This window comes from Shewanella waksmanii, from assembly GCF_043643685.1.
Classification (GTDB): domain Bacteria; phylum Pseudomonadota; class Gammaproteobacteria; order Enterobacterales; family Shewanellaceae; genus Shewanella; species Shewanella waksmanii_A.
This window is the reverse complement of sequence record NZ_JBHZSN010000001.1, coordinates 162,629-181,001: the sequence shown is the minus strand read 5'-3', so window position 1 is coordinate 181,001 and position 18,373 is coordinate 162,629. Positions and strand designations below refer to the sequence as shown.

General features: G+C 44.6%; 18 protein-coding genes. 3 read left to right on the top strand and 15 right to left on the bottom strand.

The genetic code is table 11. The features are described 5' to 3' along the window. Window positions 1-86: 86 nt before the first annotated feature. From ACHUFW_RS00860 to rpoE, 4 genes are all read right to left on the bottom strand, one after another. On the bottom strand, window positions 87-542 hold the full coding sequence (locus ACHUFW_RS00860) for a SoxR reducing system RseC family protein (protein WP_394200076.1): 456 nt from the start codon (window positions 540-542) through the stop codon (window positions 87-89). Between the two features lie 11 nt (window positions 543-553). Then, window positions 554-1,486 (bottom strand): MucB/RseB C-terminal domain-containing protein, encoded by a 933-nt coding sequence (locus ACHUFW_RS00855; RefSeq protein WP_394200074.1) that lies wholly within the window; start codon window positions 1,484-1,486, stop codon window positions 554-556. Between the two features lie 100 nt (window positions 1,487-1,586). Beyond that, on the bottom strand, window positions 1,587-2,192 hold the full coding sequence (locus ACHUFW_RS00850; protein WP_394200073.1) for a sigma-E factor negative regulatory protein: 606 nt from the start codon (window positions 2,190-2,192) through the stop codon (window positions 1,587-1,589). Between the two features lie 40 nt (window positions 2,193-2,232). Further along, window positions 2,233-2,811: an RNA polymerase sigma factor RpoE gene (gene rpoE / locus ACHUFW_RS00845; RefSeq protein WP_394200071.1), complete on the bottom strand. Its 579-nt coding sequence runs from the start codon at window positions 2,809-2,811 to the stop codon at window positions 2,233-2,235. 414 nt (window positions 2,812-3,225) lie between these two features. Between rpoE and nadB the strand changes: the two genes are divergently transcribed. Further along, window positions 3,226-4,833, top strand: coding sequence for an L-aspartate oxidase (nadB, locus tag ACHUFW_RS00840; protein ID WP_394200069.1), 1,608 nt, complete (start codon window positions 3,226-3,228; stop codon window positions 4,831-4,833). A 61-nt stretch (window positions 4,834-4,894) separates the two neighbouring features. Here the strand turns inward: nadB and ACHUFW_RS00835 are convergent, their stop codons facing one another. From ACHUFW_RS00835 to rppH, 10 genes are all read right to left on the bottom strand, one after another. Further along, on the bottom strand, window positions 4,895-5,179 hold the full coding sequence (locus ACHUFW_RS00835; protein ID WP_394200068.1) for a hypothetical protein: 285 nt from the start codon (window positions 5,177-5,179) through the stop codon (window positions 4,895-4,897). Between the two features lie 97 nt (window positions 5,180-5,276). After that, on the bottom strand, window positions 5,277-5,516 hold the full coding sequence (locus tag ACHUFW_RS00830; RefSeq protein ID WP_394200474.1) for an FAD assembly factor SdhE: 240 nt from the start codon (window positions 5,514-5,516) through the stop codon (window positions 5,277-5,279). Between the two features lie 65 nt (window positions 5,517-5,581). Then, window positions 5,582-6,490 (bottom strand): transcriptional activator NhaR, encoded by a 909-nt coding sequence (gene nhaR, locus ACHUFW_RS00825; RefSeq protein WP_394200066.1) that lies wholly within the window; start codon window positions 6,488-6,490, stop codon window positions 5,582-5,584. A 12-nt stretch (window positions 6,491-6,502) separates the two neighbouring features. After that, complete coding sequence (locus ACHUFW_RS00820; protein WP_394200064.1) at window positions 6,503-6,886, bottom strand: hypothetical protein; 384 nt, start codon at window positions 6,884-6,886, stop codon at window positions 6,503-6,505. After that, window positions 6,883-8,058, bottom strand: coding sequence for a Na+/H+ antiporter NhaA (nhaA, locus tag ACHUFW_RS00815; protein ID WP_394200062.1), 1,176 nt, complete (start codon window positions 8,056-8,058; stop codon window positions 6,883-6,885). Before nhaA (ACHUFW_RS00815) ends, ACHUFW_RS00820 begins: the two co-directional genes overlap by 4 nt. Window positions 8,059-8,687: 629 nt before the next feature. Beyond that, window positions 8,688-9,869: a Na+/H+ antiporter NhaA gene (gene nhaA / locus ACHUFW_RS00810; RefSeq protein WP_394200060.1), complete on the bottom strand. Its 1,182-nt coding sequence runs from the start codon at window positions 9,867-9,869 to the stop codon at window positions 8,688-8,690. A 312-nt stretch (window positions 9,870-10,181) separates the two neighbouring features. After that, on the bottom strand, window positions 10,182-11,033 hold the full coding sequence (locus ACHUFW_RS00805) for a thymidylate synthase (RefSeq protein ID WP_394200058.1): 852 nt from the start codon (window positions 11,031-11,033) through the stop codon (window positions 10,182-10,184). 90 nt (window positions 11,034-11,123) lie between these two features. Continuing rightward, entirely contained in the window at window positions 11,124-11,927 is an 804-nt protein-coding gene (locus ACHUFW_RS00800) for a sulfite exporter TauE/SafE family protein (RefSeq protein ID WP_394200056.1), read from the bottom strand. Window positions 11,928-11,998: 71 nt separating this feature from the next. Beyond that, a complete protein-coding gene (gene ptsP, locus ACHUFW_RS00795) occupies window positions 11,999-14,236 on the bottom strand; it encodes a phosphoenolpyruvate--protein phosphotransferase (protein WP_394200054.1) in 2,238 nt (745 codons plus the stop codon). Between the two features lie 28 nt (window positions 14,237-14,264). After that, complete coding sequence (gene rppH / locus ACHUFW_RS00790; protein WP_394200052.1) at window positions 14,265-14,786, bottom strand: RNA pyrophosphohydrolase; 522 nt, start codon at window positions 14,784-14,786, stop codon at window positions 14,265-14,267. A gap of 690 nt (window positions 14,787-15,476) precedes the next feature. On the opposite strand from rppH, the gene mutH reads away from it, so the two are divergent. Then, window positions 15,477-16,154: a DNA mismatch repair endonuclease MutH gene (gene mutH, locus ACHUFW_RS00785; RefSeq protein ID WP_394200050.1), complete on the top strand. Its 678-nt coding sequence runs from the start codon at window positions 15,477-15,479 to the stop codon at window positions 16,152-16,154. A gap of 120 nt (window positions 16,155-16,274) precedes the next feature. Further along, window positions 16,275-17,351: an adenylate/guanylate cyclase domain-containing protein gene (locus ACHUFW_RS00780; RefSeq protein ID WP_394200048.1), complete on the top strand. Its 1,077-nt coding sequence runs from the start codon at window positions 16,275-16,277 to the stop codon at window positions 17,349-17,351. Window positions 17,352-17,422: 71 nt separating this feature from the next. Here ACHUFW_RS00780 and oxyR read toward each other — a convergent pair whose 3' ends face one another. After that, on the bottom strand, window positions 17,423-18,328 hold the full coding sequence (gene oxyR, locus ACHUFW_RS00775) for a hydrogen peroxide-inducible genes transcriptional activator OxyR (protein WP_394200046.1): 906 nt from the start codon (window positions 18,326-18,328) through the stop codon (window positions 17,423-17,425). Window positions 18,329-18,373 lie beyond the last annotated feature (45 nt).

Here is an 18,373-nt window from a genome sequence, read left to right as displayed (position 1 = left end):
TCGAAGTTGAAAATTATCTAAAAGTGCCGAATTGTACCTGATCAGCACTGCAATACCAATTGGAATCGCTCAAACTAGGTTAAAAATTAGATCCCATGACCTAGTTTAGCAATTATAACAGGCTGGGTGTCTTGCTCCATTCGACTAGCCACTTGTTTGGCTTTACGCCAAGCGGCGAAACCACAAAGCAGCGCCATAGGAATCACCAACACATCACTAGACCCTAAAGTAATAATAGAAGCAATACTTTGGGCAAGTAAGGCACCAATGAACAATCCAAATAATGGCAATAGGTAGACTAACGCAGCCGCTTTAAGTAACACACTTTCTGGTAAGCCGACTTTAAGCAAATCACCTGGGAGGTAGCGCTCAGAACTTGGCAAAGCAAAAGTCTGCACCTTAGGGGAAAAAGCTTTAGCCACGGCCGAGGTGCCACATGACTCATTGTTATCACAATGGTTACATGCATTTTTCACTTTAACCTCTACCGTAACCCAGCCACTGTTATCTTGAGAGATAACTTTGGCCACTTCTTCCATCATGAGCCAACCCCCTATTCGATGGTAATACTCTGGGCAATTCGAGTTAATGTTTCAGCGGGCGCTTTACCAACGGCAACAATTTCAGCATTACCCTTGCGAATAGTCGATAAAGACAAACCATTACGACCAACAATCTCTTCAGGTAATACCGTTTCGCCAGCGCGAGCTACATAAACCGAAATATGGGTCAGGCCATCGCTTAAAGAGATATATTCAACGGCTTCATGACTACCAATAAGACGATGGCTATCTTTAACCAGCACTTCAAATCCCACAGGTAACCAGGTAAATTGCCAGTTATCAGCAGGAATGCGCTCAGACTGTTTGATCACTGGCGGCCAATCTTGTTTATAGGCTTCTTTAAGTATTTCTGGCGCGTCATCGAGGACGTGTAACTCAACCACCAGTATCTGCTCTAATAGTTGCTTGTCCTGACTCAACATGTCGTAACGCAGTGGTAGGTAGGTCTCCATGTCTAACCACACTTGGTAGCTATAGCGCATATCATCTTTTGGGATGATGCGAATAGACTGACTGGGACGACCTGCTAAACGACTACGTCCAGCTAATACAAATTGATATCCCGCTTCTAGACCGCTGATATCCCCTGCAAAGGCAGGCGGCACCACACCCTGAATGCGATTCGCTTTAACACTGTAAGCGGGTTGATCGTGCTCGATAAAAGTCACCGTATTTCCCACTCGTACCGCATTTTTAGGGGGACCATTTAGGTGTTCTAAAAAAGCCACCTCTTGATCATCCACATGACCATGTATGTACACCAATGGGCGGATATGATCTGCTTGCAGTTGAATAAGAGAAATTTTGAATTCTTGCTGACGAAGCGCTTGGCTCATGTTTTCTAGCCAAGCTTTTGGCGTCATATCGTCCTGCGCCAAGGTAGGAAATGCAATGGTTAACAACACCAATAAAAAAAGACGCAAGCTAACTCCTTAATGGATTGCCAATCCCACAAAATAATAGACCATTTTTAGTCACTAAAAATGGTCTCATACAACAACTAAATTGGCAAACAGATGACAACTAATTTACTGGAATAGTAATGCTATCGTTAGGTTCTTCCATTCTGACACCATTATTCAGCCGCTGTTGCAACATATGATCTTGAATATAGGTGTTAACGCGGTGGCGTTGCTCATGGACTTGCTCGTTAGCACGACTTTGCTGAACCGGGCCAGTTTGTAAACTAACGGGTGTCGCGCTACCCACAAGCGGACGCGTATTAAGTACAGGTAACGGTGAAGCGTCAACTTCCGGAGCTTGATTGTAATTCTGCACGCCGACTACCGCCACTAATGCAACGCTTGCAGCGATGGCATATTGACCAAACTGTTTAAACATGGGAATCACATTCGCCAGTTTAGCAGCAGGCTGTGTTGATTCAGCGACCTCAACCTTGTCGGTTTTGGGCACCATAATCGTTGGCTCTTGCTCTATCGCAGCGGCTATGTTGGCGGTCAAATCTAAATTGATCTGCTGAGGCAATTCACCGCGCATCGCATCACCAATAAGATGGTAATCCTGCCACAGTTCATGTGAATCAGTATCTGCGGCTAATTCAGCCATTGTCTGCGCGTCAGTTTCACCATCAACGGCAGCAGATACCCACTCTTGACCTAACTTATCCATTTATCACCTATATGTTTAAAAGGGTCGAAAACCTAAAATTCTATCTTTCCAGCAAGGGCTGAAGTTTCTTGTCAATGGCTTCTCGTGCACGAAATATTCGTGATCTCACGGTGCCGACAGGGCAATCCATGACATTTGCTATTTCTTCGTAACTCATACCATCTAGCTCACGTAATGAAATAGCCATTTTCAATTCTTCTGGCAATGTGTCGAGGGTATCAAAAACCACTTTTTGAATCTCATCTGACAGCATCATACGTTCTGGAGAAGCAAACTCTTTTAACGCATCGCTACCTTCATAAAACTCCGCCTCTTCGGCATCGACATCATTCGCTGGTGCGCGTCGCCCTTGGGCAACCAGATGATTCTTTGCGGTATTGACCGCTATTCGGTACAACCAAGTATAGAACGCACTCTCACCTCTAAAGTTAGGTAATGCACGATAAGCTTTAATAAAGGCCTCTTGTGCAACGTCCGCCACATCAGCTTGATTCTTTACGTATCTAGCGATGAGGTTAACCACTTTATGTTGGTACTTCTGTACCAATAGGTTAAAAGCGTTTTTGTCCCCTTGCTGTACTCGTTCAACTAACTGTTGATCACTAATTTGTCCACTCATCCGAGCCGACTACTCCTAAATCTAAAATGCTGATTTCTCAGTCGCTCGAATCATATTCACATATGTAGACTAGCCTACGTCGAAAAAGTTCTGAAATATTTGCAAAAGTAACAAAATTTTTTCTGCGCACATCACAGAATTAACGCCAAAGCGGTGTTATTCCCGATAATGCTCAATCTAACATCAAACCATAAATACTTGTTTGACATTAAATTTAGTTAATTTTTACGGCAATTTTTTCTTTCTAGGCTTAAACCAATAAAGTTTAGCCAATAAAATGCAAAAAGTTGGCTTTAGCATCAAAATCCCACAAGTTAATGCACATAGTCATGAGAAAGATCAAAGTCGCTGGTATCCAATAATACCGACATGGTTTACCATTACCAGTCATTGCACAACATACCATGATACCCGATGAAACAAGTAGTTGAACACCAATCTGACGTTTTAGTTATTGGCAGCGGTGCTGCAGGTCTCACTTTAGCGCTTCACCTTGCAGAAAAATCTAAAGTGATTTTACTTTCCAAAGGTCCTCTAAGTGAAGGTTCAACCTACTATGCACAGGGTGGCATCGCCTCGGTTTTTGATGAAGGCGATACCATTGAAAGTCATGTATCGGATACCTTAGTCGCCGGTGCCGACCTTTGTGATAAAGATGTCGTTACCTACACCGCCCAAAATGCACGCAGTGCCATGGAGTGGTTGATCAAATGTGGCGTTGCTTTTGATAAAGAAGAAACCGATGGTGATGCCAGTTCAGCTCCCTACCATTTAACACGTGAAGGTGGCCACAGCCATCGACGTATCTTGCATGCCGCAGATGCAACAGGCAAAGAGGTGCAAGTCACATTAGAAGACCAAGCTAAACTGCATCCCAATATCACTGTACTGGAACGTTACAACGCGGTCGATTTGATCACCAGTCGTAAATTGAACCGACCAGGCAACCGGGTATTGGGCGCCTATGTATGGAATCGCAACCAGGAGCAAGTTGAAACTATCAAAGCAAGGTTTGTTGCCTTAGCTACTGGTGGCAGCTCCAAAGTTTATCAATACACCTCTAACCCGGATATCGCCTCCGGTGATGGCATCGCGATGGCATGGCGCTCGGGTTGCCGTGTGGCTAACATGGAATTTAATCAGTTCCATCCAACTTGTTTATACCATGCCGATGCGCGTAACTTCTTACTCACTGAAGCGCTACGCGGTGAAGGTGCCTATTTGCGCCGTCCTGATGGCACCCGTTTTATGCCAGAGTTCGATGAACGCGCAGAACTAGCGCCACGCGATATTGTCGCACGTGCTATCGACTTTGAGATGAAGCGCTTAGGTGCTGACTGTGTGTACCTAGACATTACCCACAAACCCGCCGATTTTATCATTAAGCATTTCCCCACCATTTATAAACGTTGTTTATCATTGGGCATTGATATCACCAAGAACCCAATTCCTGTGGTTCCAGCGGCCCATTATACCTGTGGCGGGGTCATGACTGACCTGCATGGACAAACAGACCTCAATGGCTTATATGCCATTGGCGAAGTTGCCTATACAGGCCTGCATGGTGCTAACCGCCTTGCCAGCAATTCATTATTAGAGTGCTTAGTATTTGCAAGGGCGGCTGCAGAAGATATTGAAAGCCAGTTGCAAAAGATTCCCTTTCCCGGTGATCTACCTGCATGGGATGAAAGTAAAGTATCTAACTCAGATGAAGAAGTTGTCATTGCCCATAACTGGCATGAGCTACGCTTATTTATGTGGGACTATGTTGGTATTGTGCGCTCAGATAAACGTTTGGAACGTGCATTAAGACGCTGCCAATTACTACAAGGTGAGATTCAAGAATACTACAGTAACTTCCATGTGAGTAATAACTTATTGGAGCTACGTAACTTGGTGCAAGTCGCGGAGCTGATCATTCGTTGTGCGATGGAGCGCAAGGAAAGTCGAGGGTTACACTATAATATTGACCACCCTCATCGATTAGAGACGCCATCACCGACTATTCTCATTCCCGATTAGCATTCACGCCTTAAACGGATAAATGAAACATAAGCCATGATTAACTGATAAACACAATCGGTTAATTACGGCTTTTTAATAGCACACGACATAGGCTGCGATACTGAGCTTCATCGCACATATCCCGCCAAACAATAATCAATCTCCCCTCCACGTAAAAAGCGCAAAGGTAACTGCCTACCACCAACAACTTGACGGGTCGTTTATCTTCGCTGTTGTACCAATTAAGTTGAGCGGCTTCATCAAGCCAAAAACACAAGCGCCAATGACGTAAACGGAAAAACTGATAGCTAAAAAAGCTTAACCATATGGCGATGCATATCCATTTAAATACTATTACCGCCAAGGTGCTGCTAGGAGGCCAGGCAAGGAAACTGCTGCCACATACGGCAGCAAGGACAGCCAACGACAAGTGCTGGCTGAAGCTGGAAGATAAATTAAAGTTATGGCGCTGGACGGCCACGAACTTGAATAATCATATCGGCTAGCGCCGCATCTGGGCAGGTTTCATGACCCATAAACCAAGCGAACAACTCAGGGTCTTCACACTCTAACAGGCGCACAAACGTGGCTTTTTGTTGATCGCTTAACCCTTCGTAGCGCGTTTCAACAAAAGGTTGAAACAACACATCTAACTCTAACATACCGCGACGACATGCCCATTTTACACGAGCGATATTCATTGGCTCTGACACAGCAAGACTCCATAAAATCGATTGGCAGTAGTGTATCAGTTAGTTAGTGACATTTATAGCCGCTGAACTTGAACATCCTTGCCTGCGAACAAATCGTCAAAATCGGTCGCCAACAAGCGTTTTACAGCAGGGTGTTGGATCATTCTTTCGGCAAACATCACATGGTAAACCTCTTTCACATCTGAGGTCTCACCAATTAAATGCATGCCGTGGGACAATATATCTTGTTTGTAGACAGACGGTGCAACAAAGATACCTTGCTTAAAGTAACCGAAGGCCTTCATCATCGCCGCATCATCGAACTCGCCAAGAATAGTGATATTCAAACCGTTTTCATCGAACCAGTGATGTAATTGCTGCCCAAGTGATGTGCGCTTACCTGGGATCAGTAGTTTGCCCTGCTCTAAACACTCAGGAAAAGGTCGGTCATAGGTTTCGGCAGAAAAGAAAGCAATCCCGCACTCACCAAGCTTTTTGGACATGATTTCCGGGTACTTCAATGACTCGCCTGCACAATCAGACAAAATCATATCCAATTTATGCTCACGTAGCCGTTCCATCAAGCTTTCGTGGGTGGCCTCAAAGCAGGCTAAGTGCATTGAGCCATCGCTGGGAACCACCGACAACAACACTCGGCTAGCCAGCGCTTTGGATAACGCATCGGCAATGCCCACCTCAAACAAGATATTTTCATCTTTTTGATAATTGAGTAGGTCTAGCATTTCGTAGCTGAGGCTAAACATCTTATCTGCATAACGAAACACTATCTCACCGAGATCCGTTGGTTCTAAAGAGCGACCAACACGCTTAAACAAACTCCCTTTTAGGCGGTTTTCTAATACCCTTATCTGCCCAGTGACCGTCTGTGGCGTTAAACATAACGCTTCAGCAGCTTTCGCAACCGAGCCTTTTTTATGCACCATCCAGAAATAATAAAGGTGGTTATAGTTTAAATGTGACATAAGCAGGTTAGGCTATTTGAGGCGTTGACAGTCAAGTAGACTGTACATCGCGTGATTTAAATCATCGACCGTATTAACTGAGCCTGATTGAAACGCGTCCATAAGACCGGAGACCAACACTGCTCGGTCTGGAATACGGCTCTCACAATAAGTGCGATTAGCTTGTTGAAACCGCTTACCACTGCGGTATTTTAGTGCGCGCGATTGATAGCTATCGCTCTCAATGCGCGCACCCGTGGCGCTGGGCTTATACATTAATGCCCCATCAACCACTCCAGCTAAATAATGCTGGCAAGTTGCACTATTGATATCTTGGTTACAGGTTGCTACCTCAGAGGCATTAACCGTACAGCTCAAAGTCACGCCGATCCAACATATCGCTAGTGCTAATCTCATGCCTTTTCTTCCTTAGCTGGGAACACTTTCGCCAACCAGAAATAACCGATTAGTGCTGAAGCTATCGAGCCGGTCAAAATACCTAAGCGCGAAACGTCACCGTAGATATCCCCTTCACCGATAAAGGCCAGTGATGAGATAAACATCGACATCGTAAAGCCGATACCACACATAATAGAAACCGGTGCAATATGACGCCATCCAAGACCTTCAGGCAATACCGCTAACTTAGCTTTAACAGCAATCCAGCTAAACAGTAGGACACCAAGTGGCTTACCAAGTAATAGACCTAAAGCAATACCCACTGGCACTGGCGCCAATAAATCACCAAAACTCATAGGACTCAAATCAACGCCCGCATTGGCAAATGCAAAGATAGGCAGAATGATAAACGTGCTCCATGGGTGTAAGCTATGCTCCAAGCTTTCCGACGGCGAAGTACCATCTTTCGCGCGCAGTGGAATACAAAATGCGATGATCACACCAGCGAGTGTCGCGTGAACACCAGACTTAAGTACCGCTATCCACAAAATTAGTCCGATCACGCCATAGGGACCTAATGCGGTCACACCTTTACGGTTCAATCCAACTAATCCAGCAATCGCTATGGCTGCAACGATCAGGCTAACAGTAGACAAATCACTGCTGTAAAACAGCGCGATGATCACAACAACGCCTAAGTCATCGATAATTGCTAACGCGAGTAAGAATACCTTCAAGGCCACCGGAACTCGGCTACCGAGCAGCGCCATGATACCCAATGCAAACGCAATATCTGTTGCAGCAGGAATCGCCCAACCAACTTGTGTCAGCGGGTCTGAATAGTTAAATATTAGGTATACAGCAGCAGGGAAGACCATGCCGCCAATTGCTGCAAACGTCGGTAACGATGCTTGTGCACGGCTAGACAATGCACCCTCTAGCAGCTCACGTTTAACTTCTAGGCCAATTAGCATAAAGAATAACGCCATCAATCCATCGTTAATCCAATGAATTAATGTTTTATCAATATCTAATGTACCAACACGGATCTGCATTTCCGTGTCTAAAAATCCTTGATACATACCTGATAGCGGCGAGTTTGCCATCAGCATAGCCAGCACAACAGCTGCCATCAATAAGATGCCACCCGCCGACTCTTGGCTTAAGAAATTCCTAATCGCCCGTTCCATTTTTAACGCTCCAATAAATCTCAATGATTTTGAGTGTAGCGGAATGCTTTCAAACTGAATAATCGAAAGCTTCAGCATTAAACATCGAAAAAACCGAAGTATTGAGTGTAAACTCAGGCTGGATAGTTATCAACAAAGATTTGCGATAACGATTTACATAACGCATAAGATAAAGCTTTGCGAGCAAGATCACACAAATTGCAGCACATCAGCCTGCAATATTATGCAGATAAGGTGAGATAATGCTGATTTATTACTCAAGTTACATTCGCAGCTCACCTCAGTATTTTCTACCTTTTAGCACATTATTCTGGATCTTTTGGAGTAAAAATTTGCCCAAACAAGCAAATGCAGCGCCAACATGTCGCGTTAGTAAAATAGTAAGACAATAATACTCAATGTTGCCTTTTTGCCAGTCCATCTAACTGCATCAAGCAACACCTTTTATGACATTAACGGATTACACCAGGTCACTATTAGCATCAATAATAAATCATTGATAATTGGAATTGATTGCTTATTTTTATGATGTACAAAGCAACTGTCGTGATTTGGTAAAAAAGCCCTGATAATCATGATTATCAGGGCTTCTATCAGTTCAGTTTAGCCAGATTGTATTTGACTAATCCTTATCCATATACAGGTTCTTTCTTTGGCGGAAATAGCTTAGCCAACCAGAAGTAACCTATTAGTGCTGACAATGATGAACCGATTAGGATACCTAGCCTCGACACATCAGCATACATTTCGGCGTCACCGACAAACGCGAGTGATGAAATAAACATCGACATCGTAAAGCCAATACCACACATTAAAGCAACCGGCGCTAAGTGCTTCCACCCTAAGCCTTCAGGCAATACCGCTAACTTTAACTTAACAGCGATATAGCTAAACAACATGACACCTAATGGCTTACCAATTAATAGGCCTAAGGCGATACCCATTGGCACTGGTGACAAGATGTCTGCAAAGCTCAGCGGGCCAAAGTCGACTCCTGCGTTAGCGAACGCAAATATAGGCAAAATCGCAAACGTACTCCATGGGTGCAAACTATGCTCTAAGCTTTCAGATGGTGAGCTGCCATCTTTGGCGCGCAAAGGAATACAAAACGCAATGACCACACCTGCTAGCGTTGCATGCACACCTGACTTTAATACCGCTACCCACAAAATAAGTCCTACTACACCATAAGGCGCTAATGCAGTGACGCCTTTACGATTTAGCCCAACTAATACCAAGATGGCTGCTGCGGCAATCATTAAGCTCAATGTGGACAGATCACTGCTGTAGAACAGCGCAATAATAATCACTACAGCCAAGTCATCAATGATCGCAAGCGCGAGTAAGAAGACTTTTAAGGCAACAGGTACTCGGCTACCTAACAGCGCTAATATACCAAGGGCAAACGCAATATCTGTGGCTGCCGGAATCGCCCAACCAGCTTGCGCCATCGGCTCAGAGTAATTAAATAGTATGTAGATCAGAGCTGGAAAAATTAAGCCTCCGATTGCCGCAAATGTCGGTAATGATGCTTGCGCACGGCTTGATAATGCCCCTTCAAGTAGCTCACGTTTTACTTCCAAGCCAATCAGCATGAAGAATAACGCCATTAAACCATCATTAATCCAATAAATAAGTGGCTTATTGATATCTAACATACCGACACGCACTTGCATATCGGTGTCTAAAAATCCTTGATATAGCCCTGATAGCGGCGAATTTGCTACCAGCATCGCCAACAATACTGCGCCCATCAAAATGATGCCGCCAGCAGACTCTTGGCTTAAAAAGTTCCTAATCGCCTGTTTCATGATTACGCTCCATTAACATTTAATGCGGCGCAGTGTACATTAAGCCAAAAACTCCGAAAAATCGAACATTTAAGCCATTTAACTCGAAAAAACCGAATTAAAAGATAAATATCAAGCACGTTAGTAACTTAAGTAACAAAAGACGGGATTATTTCAAAAAGAGCCCATTGGAAATCTGCGAGCTAGATCAAAACTTATGCTGATTGGTATTATACCAATCAGCATAAGAAGAGAGTCTCAAGCCAAGAAAGCCGAGCAATGAGTGACACTGTCGCTTGCGAGCGACTGTGTCATATTACAGGTAATTTAAGGTTAAACTGAAAACGGATACTTAATCGCGTCGTGGTGTTGATACCCCGTCACTTCAAAGTCATCCATCGTCACCCAAGTCTCTAAGTCTTCGAGTGACTTAATATCGGGGTTAATCACTAACTTTGGAGAGGGAAACGGATCACGGGTTAACTGCACGTCACGCATTAACTCCAGTTGATCTTCATATATGTGCGCATTAACTATCTTATGGTAGGCAGTACCTGCTTTCTTACCGGTAATTTGCGCGATTAAGGCTAATAACGTGAACACTTGCACCTGATTAAAGTTTAGTCCTAAAGGCACATCACAAGAACGCTGGAAGCTATTGAGATAAAGCGTATCGCCTAGCAGCGAGAAATTATGGGTATGCATACAGGGACGCAAGCATCCCATATGAAACTCACCGGGGTTATAAAAACTTAAAATCTCACCACGATCATCAATTCCTCGAGTTAGGTTATCAACAATCTTGCGCAGTTGGTCGATACTACCACCATCTGGCTTACTCCATGCACGCCCTTGCACCCCATAGACACGCCCCATGTCATCCACACCTTTTCTGTGTGGGTTGTTAAGCCAAGCTTCATTGTCATTGGCATTGGCGTCCCAGGTTTTTGCACCAAGCTTTCGAAAATCCGCAGCATTATCATAACCTCTGATATAGCCAAGCATTTCTGCGATTGCGCCCTTCCAAAAGCTCTTTCGCGTGGTGATTAAAGGAAACTCATTGTTATCAACACGGTATACCAAATCGGCATTAATCACAGTTAAACAGCGTTTTTTAGTACGCTCATTTTCCTGCCATACTCCCTCTGTGATAATACGATTACACAGGTCTAAATATTGTCTCATGCCTCTTTCCTACCATGATGTGCGTTTACCCAAGCTATTGGCTTAAATGCCATGGTGGTGAATAACGCAATTGTTTAAAACCAACCGACCCTAACTGAATACCAACTTCAGTCCAGTCACTATCAGTAATACTGCAAATACTTTCTTTAAATGAGCGGTGGGCAAATGGCTCGCCGCTTTTGCACCTATTGGGGCAACTAACATTGATGTTGACACAATACCAATTAATGCTGGCAGATAGACATAACCCAAAGTACCTGCAGGTAAATCAGTGATTTGCCAACCAGCAATGACATAACTGACACTACCAAAAAGTGCCACTAAAAATCCGGTCGCCGCGGAAAACCCGATACACTGACGCATCTGCAGACCACACCAGGTTAAAAAAGGTACCAATAAGATACCACCACCAATCCCCATTAAGGCAGCAATAATAGCGATTGCTGCCGCCACCGTAAACATCACAATCGGCGCTGGCATGGGTTTGTCTTGCTTAGCGGGTTTAAAAGGAAAAACCATCTGAATGGCCATTAAAATCACAAATACCGCAAACGCTTGTTTCAGCTGCTGTGAGGCAATTTGCTGAGCAATAAAGCCGGCCGATACCGCACCTAAAGCAAGACCTGGCAACATGACCTTAAATAGGTGCCATGGAATATTTCCTCGACGATGGTGAGCGCGTGCTGATGAAATAGAGGTCAATATGATGGCCGCTAATGAAGTAGCGATTGCCACATGGGTAAGGTGGGCTTCAGTTACCCCGACACTTGGCAATAAATAAAGTAAAACGGGCACAGCAATGATGCCACCGCCTATTCCTAAAAGGCCGGCCATAAAGCCGATAAATGCCCCCAAAGCGATACAGGATAAAAACACAACAACTAGGGCATCCACAACAGCAAACTCATCATACAATTAACTTAGGTGGCCATAGCTTAAAGCAAATGGCCACTAATACCAACGCATCAACTCACTAAATAGCTGTCGAGTTGCTTGTCGGTAAAATACTGCTTCACCAACTGCTTCACTTCGGCACCATTGTTGAGACTTAAGGCAACATCAAGCAGTTCGGACAGATCAGCCACTGACACTCGACGTATGAGGTAATTAATTTTAGCAAGGCTACCCTGATTCATACTCAGTTGCTCATATCCCATGGCAATCAATAAAATGACCCCAATGGGTTCTCCGGCCAATTCTCCACAGATACTAATAGGCAAGTCATATTGATAGCAATCCTTCCTTGCCCGTTGCAGCGCTCGCAATATACCGGGGTGATAACAATCATAGAGTGCACTTACCCTTGGGTTATTGCGATCAACCGCCAATAAGTATTGTGTTAAGTCGTTGGAGCCAACTGACACAAAATCAACTTTCATCGCCACTTCACGCATCTGGTAAAGCAAAGCAGGCACTTCCAACATAATACCCACTTTAGGCCGTTGTAGATTAAGCCCTGAGTCAATCCTGAGCTCCTGATAGGCTTGCTCCAAATAAGCGAGGGCTTGATCAATCTCATCAAGGCTACTGACCATGGGCAGTAGTATATGTAGCTGATGTCCTGATTGGGCTGCTTGCAACATCGCCCGCAATTGCACTAAAAACAGCTCAGGATGATCCAGTGATAAGCGGATCCCGCGCCAGCCCAAAAATGGGTTTTCCTCAGCGATAGGAAAATAAGGTAGCGGCTTATCACCACCGACATCTAAGGTACGCATCACCACAGGTCGCTGCTCAGCGGCTTGCAGCACTTGCCGATATACATCCACTTGCTCAGCTTCACTGGGGAAGCGTGACTGCAACATAAAGGGGATTTCAGTGCGGTACAAGCCAATGCCGTCAGCGCCCTCGGCGATCTCTGAAGATAATGAGCTTAACAAACCCGCATTAAGATATAAGTGAACACGTTTTCCGTCTGTGGTCTGGGCTGGAAGCGGCAACTCTTTAGCAAATTTATCTGCCAATGCCCGCTGCGCTGATATCAAGCTGCGATATTCATTGACCATGGTCTCAGTTGGCGTCACGAGCAGTTGACCGCGATCGGCATTGACAATGACCTGCTTGCCATCAAGCCCAGCCTTTAACACTCCTTCGACACCGATAATCGCTGGCACCCCCATCGCGCGGGCTAATATGGCTGCGTGGGAATTAACCCCGCCAGTTTCGGTGACAATACCAACCAGTTTATGCCGAGGAAACTCCGCCAGCATGGTCGCTGTTGCCTCTTTGGTCACTAGTACCACTGGAACATCGAGCTCTAGATTGATGCGTTGCGGTTCAATGAGCTCCCGTAACACCCTTTGGCCCAATTCACGGATGTCGCTAGCACGCTCTTTAAGGTAAGCATCATCCATTTGCAAAAATTGATCGATGTACTTTTGTGATACTTGGCTTACCGCCGATACAGCAGTCCAACCTTGGAGCACCTCTTGGCGGTACTCTCCGCCTAAACTGCTATCTTCAAGCAATAGTAATAACGCGGAAAAAATCGATTGAACCTCAACCTCTTGCTCAAAATCAAAACGTTGCGACAGCGAGCTAATGGTTTCGCGGCAGCTTTTAAGGGCCTGACCGAGCAGGACTAGTTCATTGTCGATATCTTCACAGCGTTGTTTGGCTTGGATGATATCGATATCACCGCCAAGCACCAGCGCATGACCTATCACTATGCCACTTGCAGCCTTAGTTCCGCTATACAACATCTGCTCATCGGTACGACTGACGACATCCTTATGGCGCTGTTCACGGACAGTCATCGCAAGCTGCGCAGCTAACGTCATCAAAAAGGCTTCTTCGGATTCACTAAACTGGCGCTCATTAGTTTGCTGAACCACCAGCACCCCTAAAATCTGCTTTTGATAAATAATAGGCACAGCAAGAAAAGCACGATATCCCTCTTCGCTGGCTTCTTTAAAACGCTTAAATCTAGGATGCTGATGTGCATCAGCGAGGTTGATAGGCTCTTCACGTTGAGCAACAAGGCCGACTAGACCTTGCGTTAGGGGCATTTTCACTTTACCAACGGCTTCGCTAGCTAAACCATCGGTAGCTGATAGGACAAGTTGCTGCTCTTCTAATAAATACAGCGAGCAACACTGAGTTTTCATCGCCTGTTTTGTTTGAGTTACCAATAAGGAAAGTGCGGAAGCAAAATCATCGGCCGTAGCGACGGCCATGGTGATATCTCTCAATATGGTTAACACGTATTGCTCCCTTTTATTTGGTATCGGTTTACCTGCGTCGGCCGCGCTTGCGCCCTCCTTGCGAATCCTTACTCTGCAAGGCTAAGGTCACTGGCGCAAACTCCTTCATCACCTTACGATAGACATCTCGCTTAAAAGAGACAACCTGCCGCACCGGGTACCAATAACTCACCCAGCGCCAATCATCAAACTCAGGATGACCGCAGGCATTTAAATCAACCGCATTTTCATCACTTTTAAGCTGTAATAAAAACCACTTCTGCTTTTGCCCAATGCATAAAGGCTTACTATCTTGCCTTATTAAGCGCTTGGGCAATCTATAACGCAACCAGGAACGAGTGGAAGTTAATACCTTTACATGTTCAGGCTTTAACCCCACTTCTTCATACAACTCCCTAAACATGGCCTGCTCCGGTGATTCACCGTCATCAACACCACCTTGTGGAAACTGCCAGGAATGCTGACCAAATCTTCTAGCCCACATAACCTGCCCAAAGCGATTACAGATAATGATGCCTACATTTGCACGAAAGCCGTCACTATCAATCACATGGACTCCAATATGAAATTTTTTAATTACATCGATTGTTTCACAAAGCGGGATCGGAGGCAATTCCCAGATAACAGATAATCTTTGGATAAAAAACAGCAATAATTACATTTATACACAAGAGCTCGCACATACTCGCCAACATATCCACAAAATCTGTGGATATCTCTGTTCGCAACTTAAGTAAACTCAGGTTAAGCACGTATTTCAACCACTTTGCGTACGCAATCAAACAGCAAGAGGCACTTATAAAGCATTGTTTTTTAAACCATTAAGTAAAATCATTTTCTTAAGCTGAAAATGAACAGGTTTGTTTGAACAAAAAACACACAAGTGACAATAGCAAAAACTATTTGTTTATTTGGGCCAATGTTATTCACACTCAAGCAAATACATTCGCTTTAAAATTCGCCAACAAGCCGCCTTTCTGCGTTGACAAACCAGTTTCAGCGTGATTAAGGGGCGGAACAACTAACTTATCCAACAAAACTGTGGATAACTATGTTGGCAAAGCAGGGGAAATCAGCGTGTAACTTGATCCAAATGATCACCTTTTCCCCTAAAGGTAAAACTAAGCACTTAAAAAACATTAGCTTAGCGCGCTAATACCCAATGAATAACTCTCGGTTATTTTGCTGTACGAAATTTATCCTCATTGGCCTTGGCTGTAAAAATCGCTATGATTCCGCTATGAAAACGAAACCTATACCGCCAAAAGACCTGCAAGAACTGATGCAACGCGCCACTGATATGGCAGGACTATCACTTGGACAAATTAGCCAAATCCACGGTATCCCAGTACCAGAGAACCTCAAGCGCGATAAAGGATGGGTTGGCCAATTAATCGAATTAGAGCTCGGCGCAACGGCAGGCTCAAAACCTGAGCAAGATTTTCTTCACCTTGGCGTAGAATTAAAAACGATTCCTATTGATCGCAATGGCAAACCCATAGAAACCACCTATGTCACCGTGGCACCACTGGTCGATATTCAAGGGCTGCGTTGGCAAGATAGTTTGGTGTACCACAAATTACAGCGGGTATTATGGATCCCTGTTGAAGGGGAACGAGATATTCCCATAGCACAGCGCCGTATTGGTATGCCCATTTTGTGGACCCCATCCGAGCAAGAGTTCGCCCAAATAAGGCAAGACTGGGAAGAGATCATGGAGCTCATTGCGCTTGGTAAAGTTGAGCAGATCACAGCAAGGCATGGTGAGGTACTACAATTGCGACCCAAAGGGGCCAATAGCCGCTCTGTGACCACCAGTATTGCCAGTGATGGCCAAATAAAACTCACTAACCCAAGGGGCTTTTACCTCAAGATCCCCTTCACCCATGGCATTCTCGCGCGACATTTTAGCCGTTAACAGCAAAAGATCCGCTGTTCATTTGACCAAGATCACAAATACTACTGGTAATCATAGGGGTATTTTCTATAAACTACCGCATCCTGAAATATTTGATGTATTAGGTAAAAAATTCCTGTCGTGAGAGCGCGTATACAAGTCAAAAAGCTAATATTTGCGATTTTTGCTTGGACAATTGCCATGGTGGCTTTTGTCTTTTTTCGCTATGCTCAGGCGCCAGAGCTTCCGCAATGGGCCGTTGGCAGTGCAGATCTTGCCACATTAGCTATCTACATGGGGATTATTTTTGGCAGCCTACATTGGATGTCAAACCTGATTGCTGACTTCAGTGCCATCAACCGGCTACCTTATCTATTCTCGGTTATTTTTAAGGGTTTATTCCTCCTGCTAGGTGCGACTACCCTCGCCTACATCACCCAGTTTTTAAATATGTGGGCCATTGAAAACCACATGACCACCTTAAGGCAAATGCTCACCGCGCATGTGCTTTATAGCCCTTCATTTCAAGCGCTGATTATCTACTTAGTTGTTGTCCGCGTTGGACTGGCATTTATCGAGCAAATGGCTTTGCTGGTAGGGCCTAGGGTTCTGTTCAATATTGGATTAGGTAAATACCACAAACCTCGATATGAGCAGCGGTTATTTCTGTATCTTGATATGGTGGCATCAACCACCCACGCTGAATCATTAGGTGATTACCGATTCAGTCGCTTAATTCAAGACTGTTTTAGTTTGTTATCAGATACCGTCGTGAACAATGAAGCGGAAATATACCGCTATATGGGTGATGCGGTATTAATCCATTGGCCGTTAGAAGAAGGCGTCATTCAAGACCGTAGCTTCAATATATATTTTGAGTTTAGCCAGCAGCTCAATTGGCAACGCCAGTACTTTGAAGAACAATACGGTTTTGTCCCCAAATTTAAAGCGGCAGCCCATTGTGGACAAGTCGTTGCGGCTGTTGTTGGGGTGCAAAAACAAGAAATCAGCTTCTTTAGTGACGTGCTCAATACCTTGGCTCGCTTGCAAGACCAATGTAACCCCCTAGGCCAGCGCATGTTGATTTCTGGCTCGTTAGAGTCGCGCCTTGACAATACTCATAGCCAGTACAAATTGGAAAGTCTTGGGCCAATGAAGTTAAAAGGTAAGCAGCACTCGATTGAAGTGTTCGGGGTAAAACCTAAAGATACTCAGTAACCATCGATTCTTTTAGCGATATAAACGAAATGGGCGGTGTAATAACACCGCCTATTTTTATTCTTGAGCTACTATTCTTGAGCCAAAAGTGACTGGATATCTAAACCTAATGTTCTAAAGGTCAAAATCCGGCTCGACGTTTGTCGCCAAACTAAGCCTATATCCCGATATGGCGCCTCACCTGGGGGATTCATAACTGCCAAACTGGTGTCATTTAAAATCCCGGCATCAATGGCCATTTGCGGTAAGAATGTCGTCCCTAATTTACTGTTAACCATCTGTACTAAGGTATGTAGACTCGTAGCGGCAAAGGGATTTATCTTCTCACTATCGCCCAAACTGCACGCACTTATCGCATGACCAGTGATACAGTGTTCTGCTTGCAATAAAAAGATACTTTCATCAGGTAATAGCTGATAATCAAGCGGCTCGTGGATGTCATCAGACAGTTCTTCATGAACCACCAATTTAAATGGATCAATACCGACTTTCATACTGTGGTAACCAGCGGTATCAACTGGCAATGCCAGCAATAATAGATCTAGCTCGCCTTTACCCAACGCATCAAGTAAGCGTTCTGTGGTATCTTCCTTCAAGAACAAGGTCAAATCTGGATAAGCTTGATGACAATGTTTTACCACGCGACTAAGCAAAAATGGCGCAATGGTCGGAATACAGCCGAGACGAATGTCACCAGTCATCGGCTCACCTTGATGTTTTACCAACTCAACAAGGTCATCAACGTCGGTCAATAATTTGCGGGCACGCTGCACCACTTCTTCGCCGATAGCAGTGAAAATAAAAGACTTATGGTCCCGCTCAATCAGCTGATGGCCCAATTGCTCTTCTAAATTTTGAATACCGCTAGATAGCGTAGACTGGCTGACAAAACAGACCTTGGCAGCCCGATTAAAATTCTGCTCATGGTGCAGGTTCACCAAATAGAACAGATTCTTCAAACTCGGTAAATGTTTCATAAAATCGATTACCAGCCTTAATGTTTATTTATAAACTCTATTTAA

Bases quoted from the DNA above. Each gene is read 5' to 3' on its own strand.
- ACHUFW_RS00860 (WP_394200076.1), bottom strand. From the start codon at position 542: ATGATGGAAGAAGTGGCCAAAGTTATCTCTCAAGATAACAGTGGCTGG.
- ACHUFW_RS00850 (WP_394200073.1), bottom strand. From the start codon at position 2,192: ATGGATAAGTTAGGTCAAGAGTGGGTATCTGCTGCCGTTGATGGTGAA.
- rpoE (WP_394200071.1), bottom strand. From the start codon at position 2,811: ATGAGTGGACAAATTAGTGATCAACAGTTAGTTGAACGAGTACAGCAA.
- nadB (WP_394200069.1), top strand. From the start codon at position 3,226: ATGAAACAAGTAGTTGAACACCAATCTGACGTTTTAGTTATTGGCAGC.
- ACHUFW_RS00830 (WP_394200474.1), bottom strand. From the start codon at position 5,516: ATGAATATCGCTCGTGTAAAATGGGCATGTCGTCGCGGTATGTTAGAG.
- nhaR (WP_394200066.1), bottom strand. From the start codon at position 6,490: ATGTCACATTTAAACTATAACCACCTTTATTATTTCTGGATGGTGCAT.
- ACHUFW_RS00820 (WP_394200064.1), bottom strand. From the start codon at position 6,886: ATGAGATTAGCACTAGCGATATGTTGGATCGGCGTGACTTTGAGCTGT.
- nhaA (WP_394200062.1), bottom strand. From the start codon at position 8,058: ATGGAACGGGCGATTAGGAATTTCTTAAGCCAAGAGTCGGCGGGTGGC.
- nhaA (WP_394200060.1), bottom strand. From the start codon at position 9,869: ATGAAACAGGCGATTAGGAACTTTTTAAGCCAAGAGTCTGCTGGCGGC.
- ACHUFW_RS00805 (WP_394200058.1), bottom strand. From the start codon at position 11,033: ATGAGACAATATTTAGACCTGTGTAATCGTATTATCACAGAGGGAGTA.
- mutH (WP_394200050.1), top strand. From the start codon at position 15,477: ATGAAAACGAAACCTATACCGCCAAAAGACCTGCAAGAACTGATGCAA.
- oxyR (WP_394200046.1), bottom strand. From the start codon at position 18,328: ATGAAACATTTACCGAGTTTGAAGAATCTGTTCTATTTGGTGAACCTG.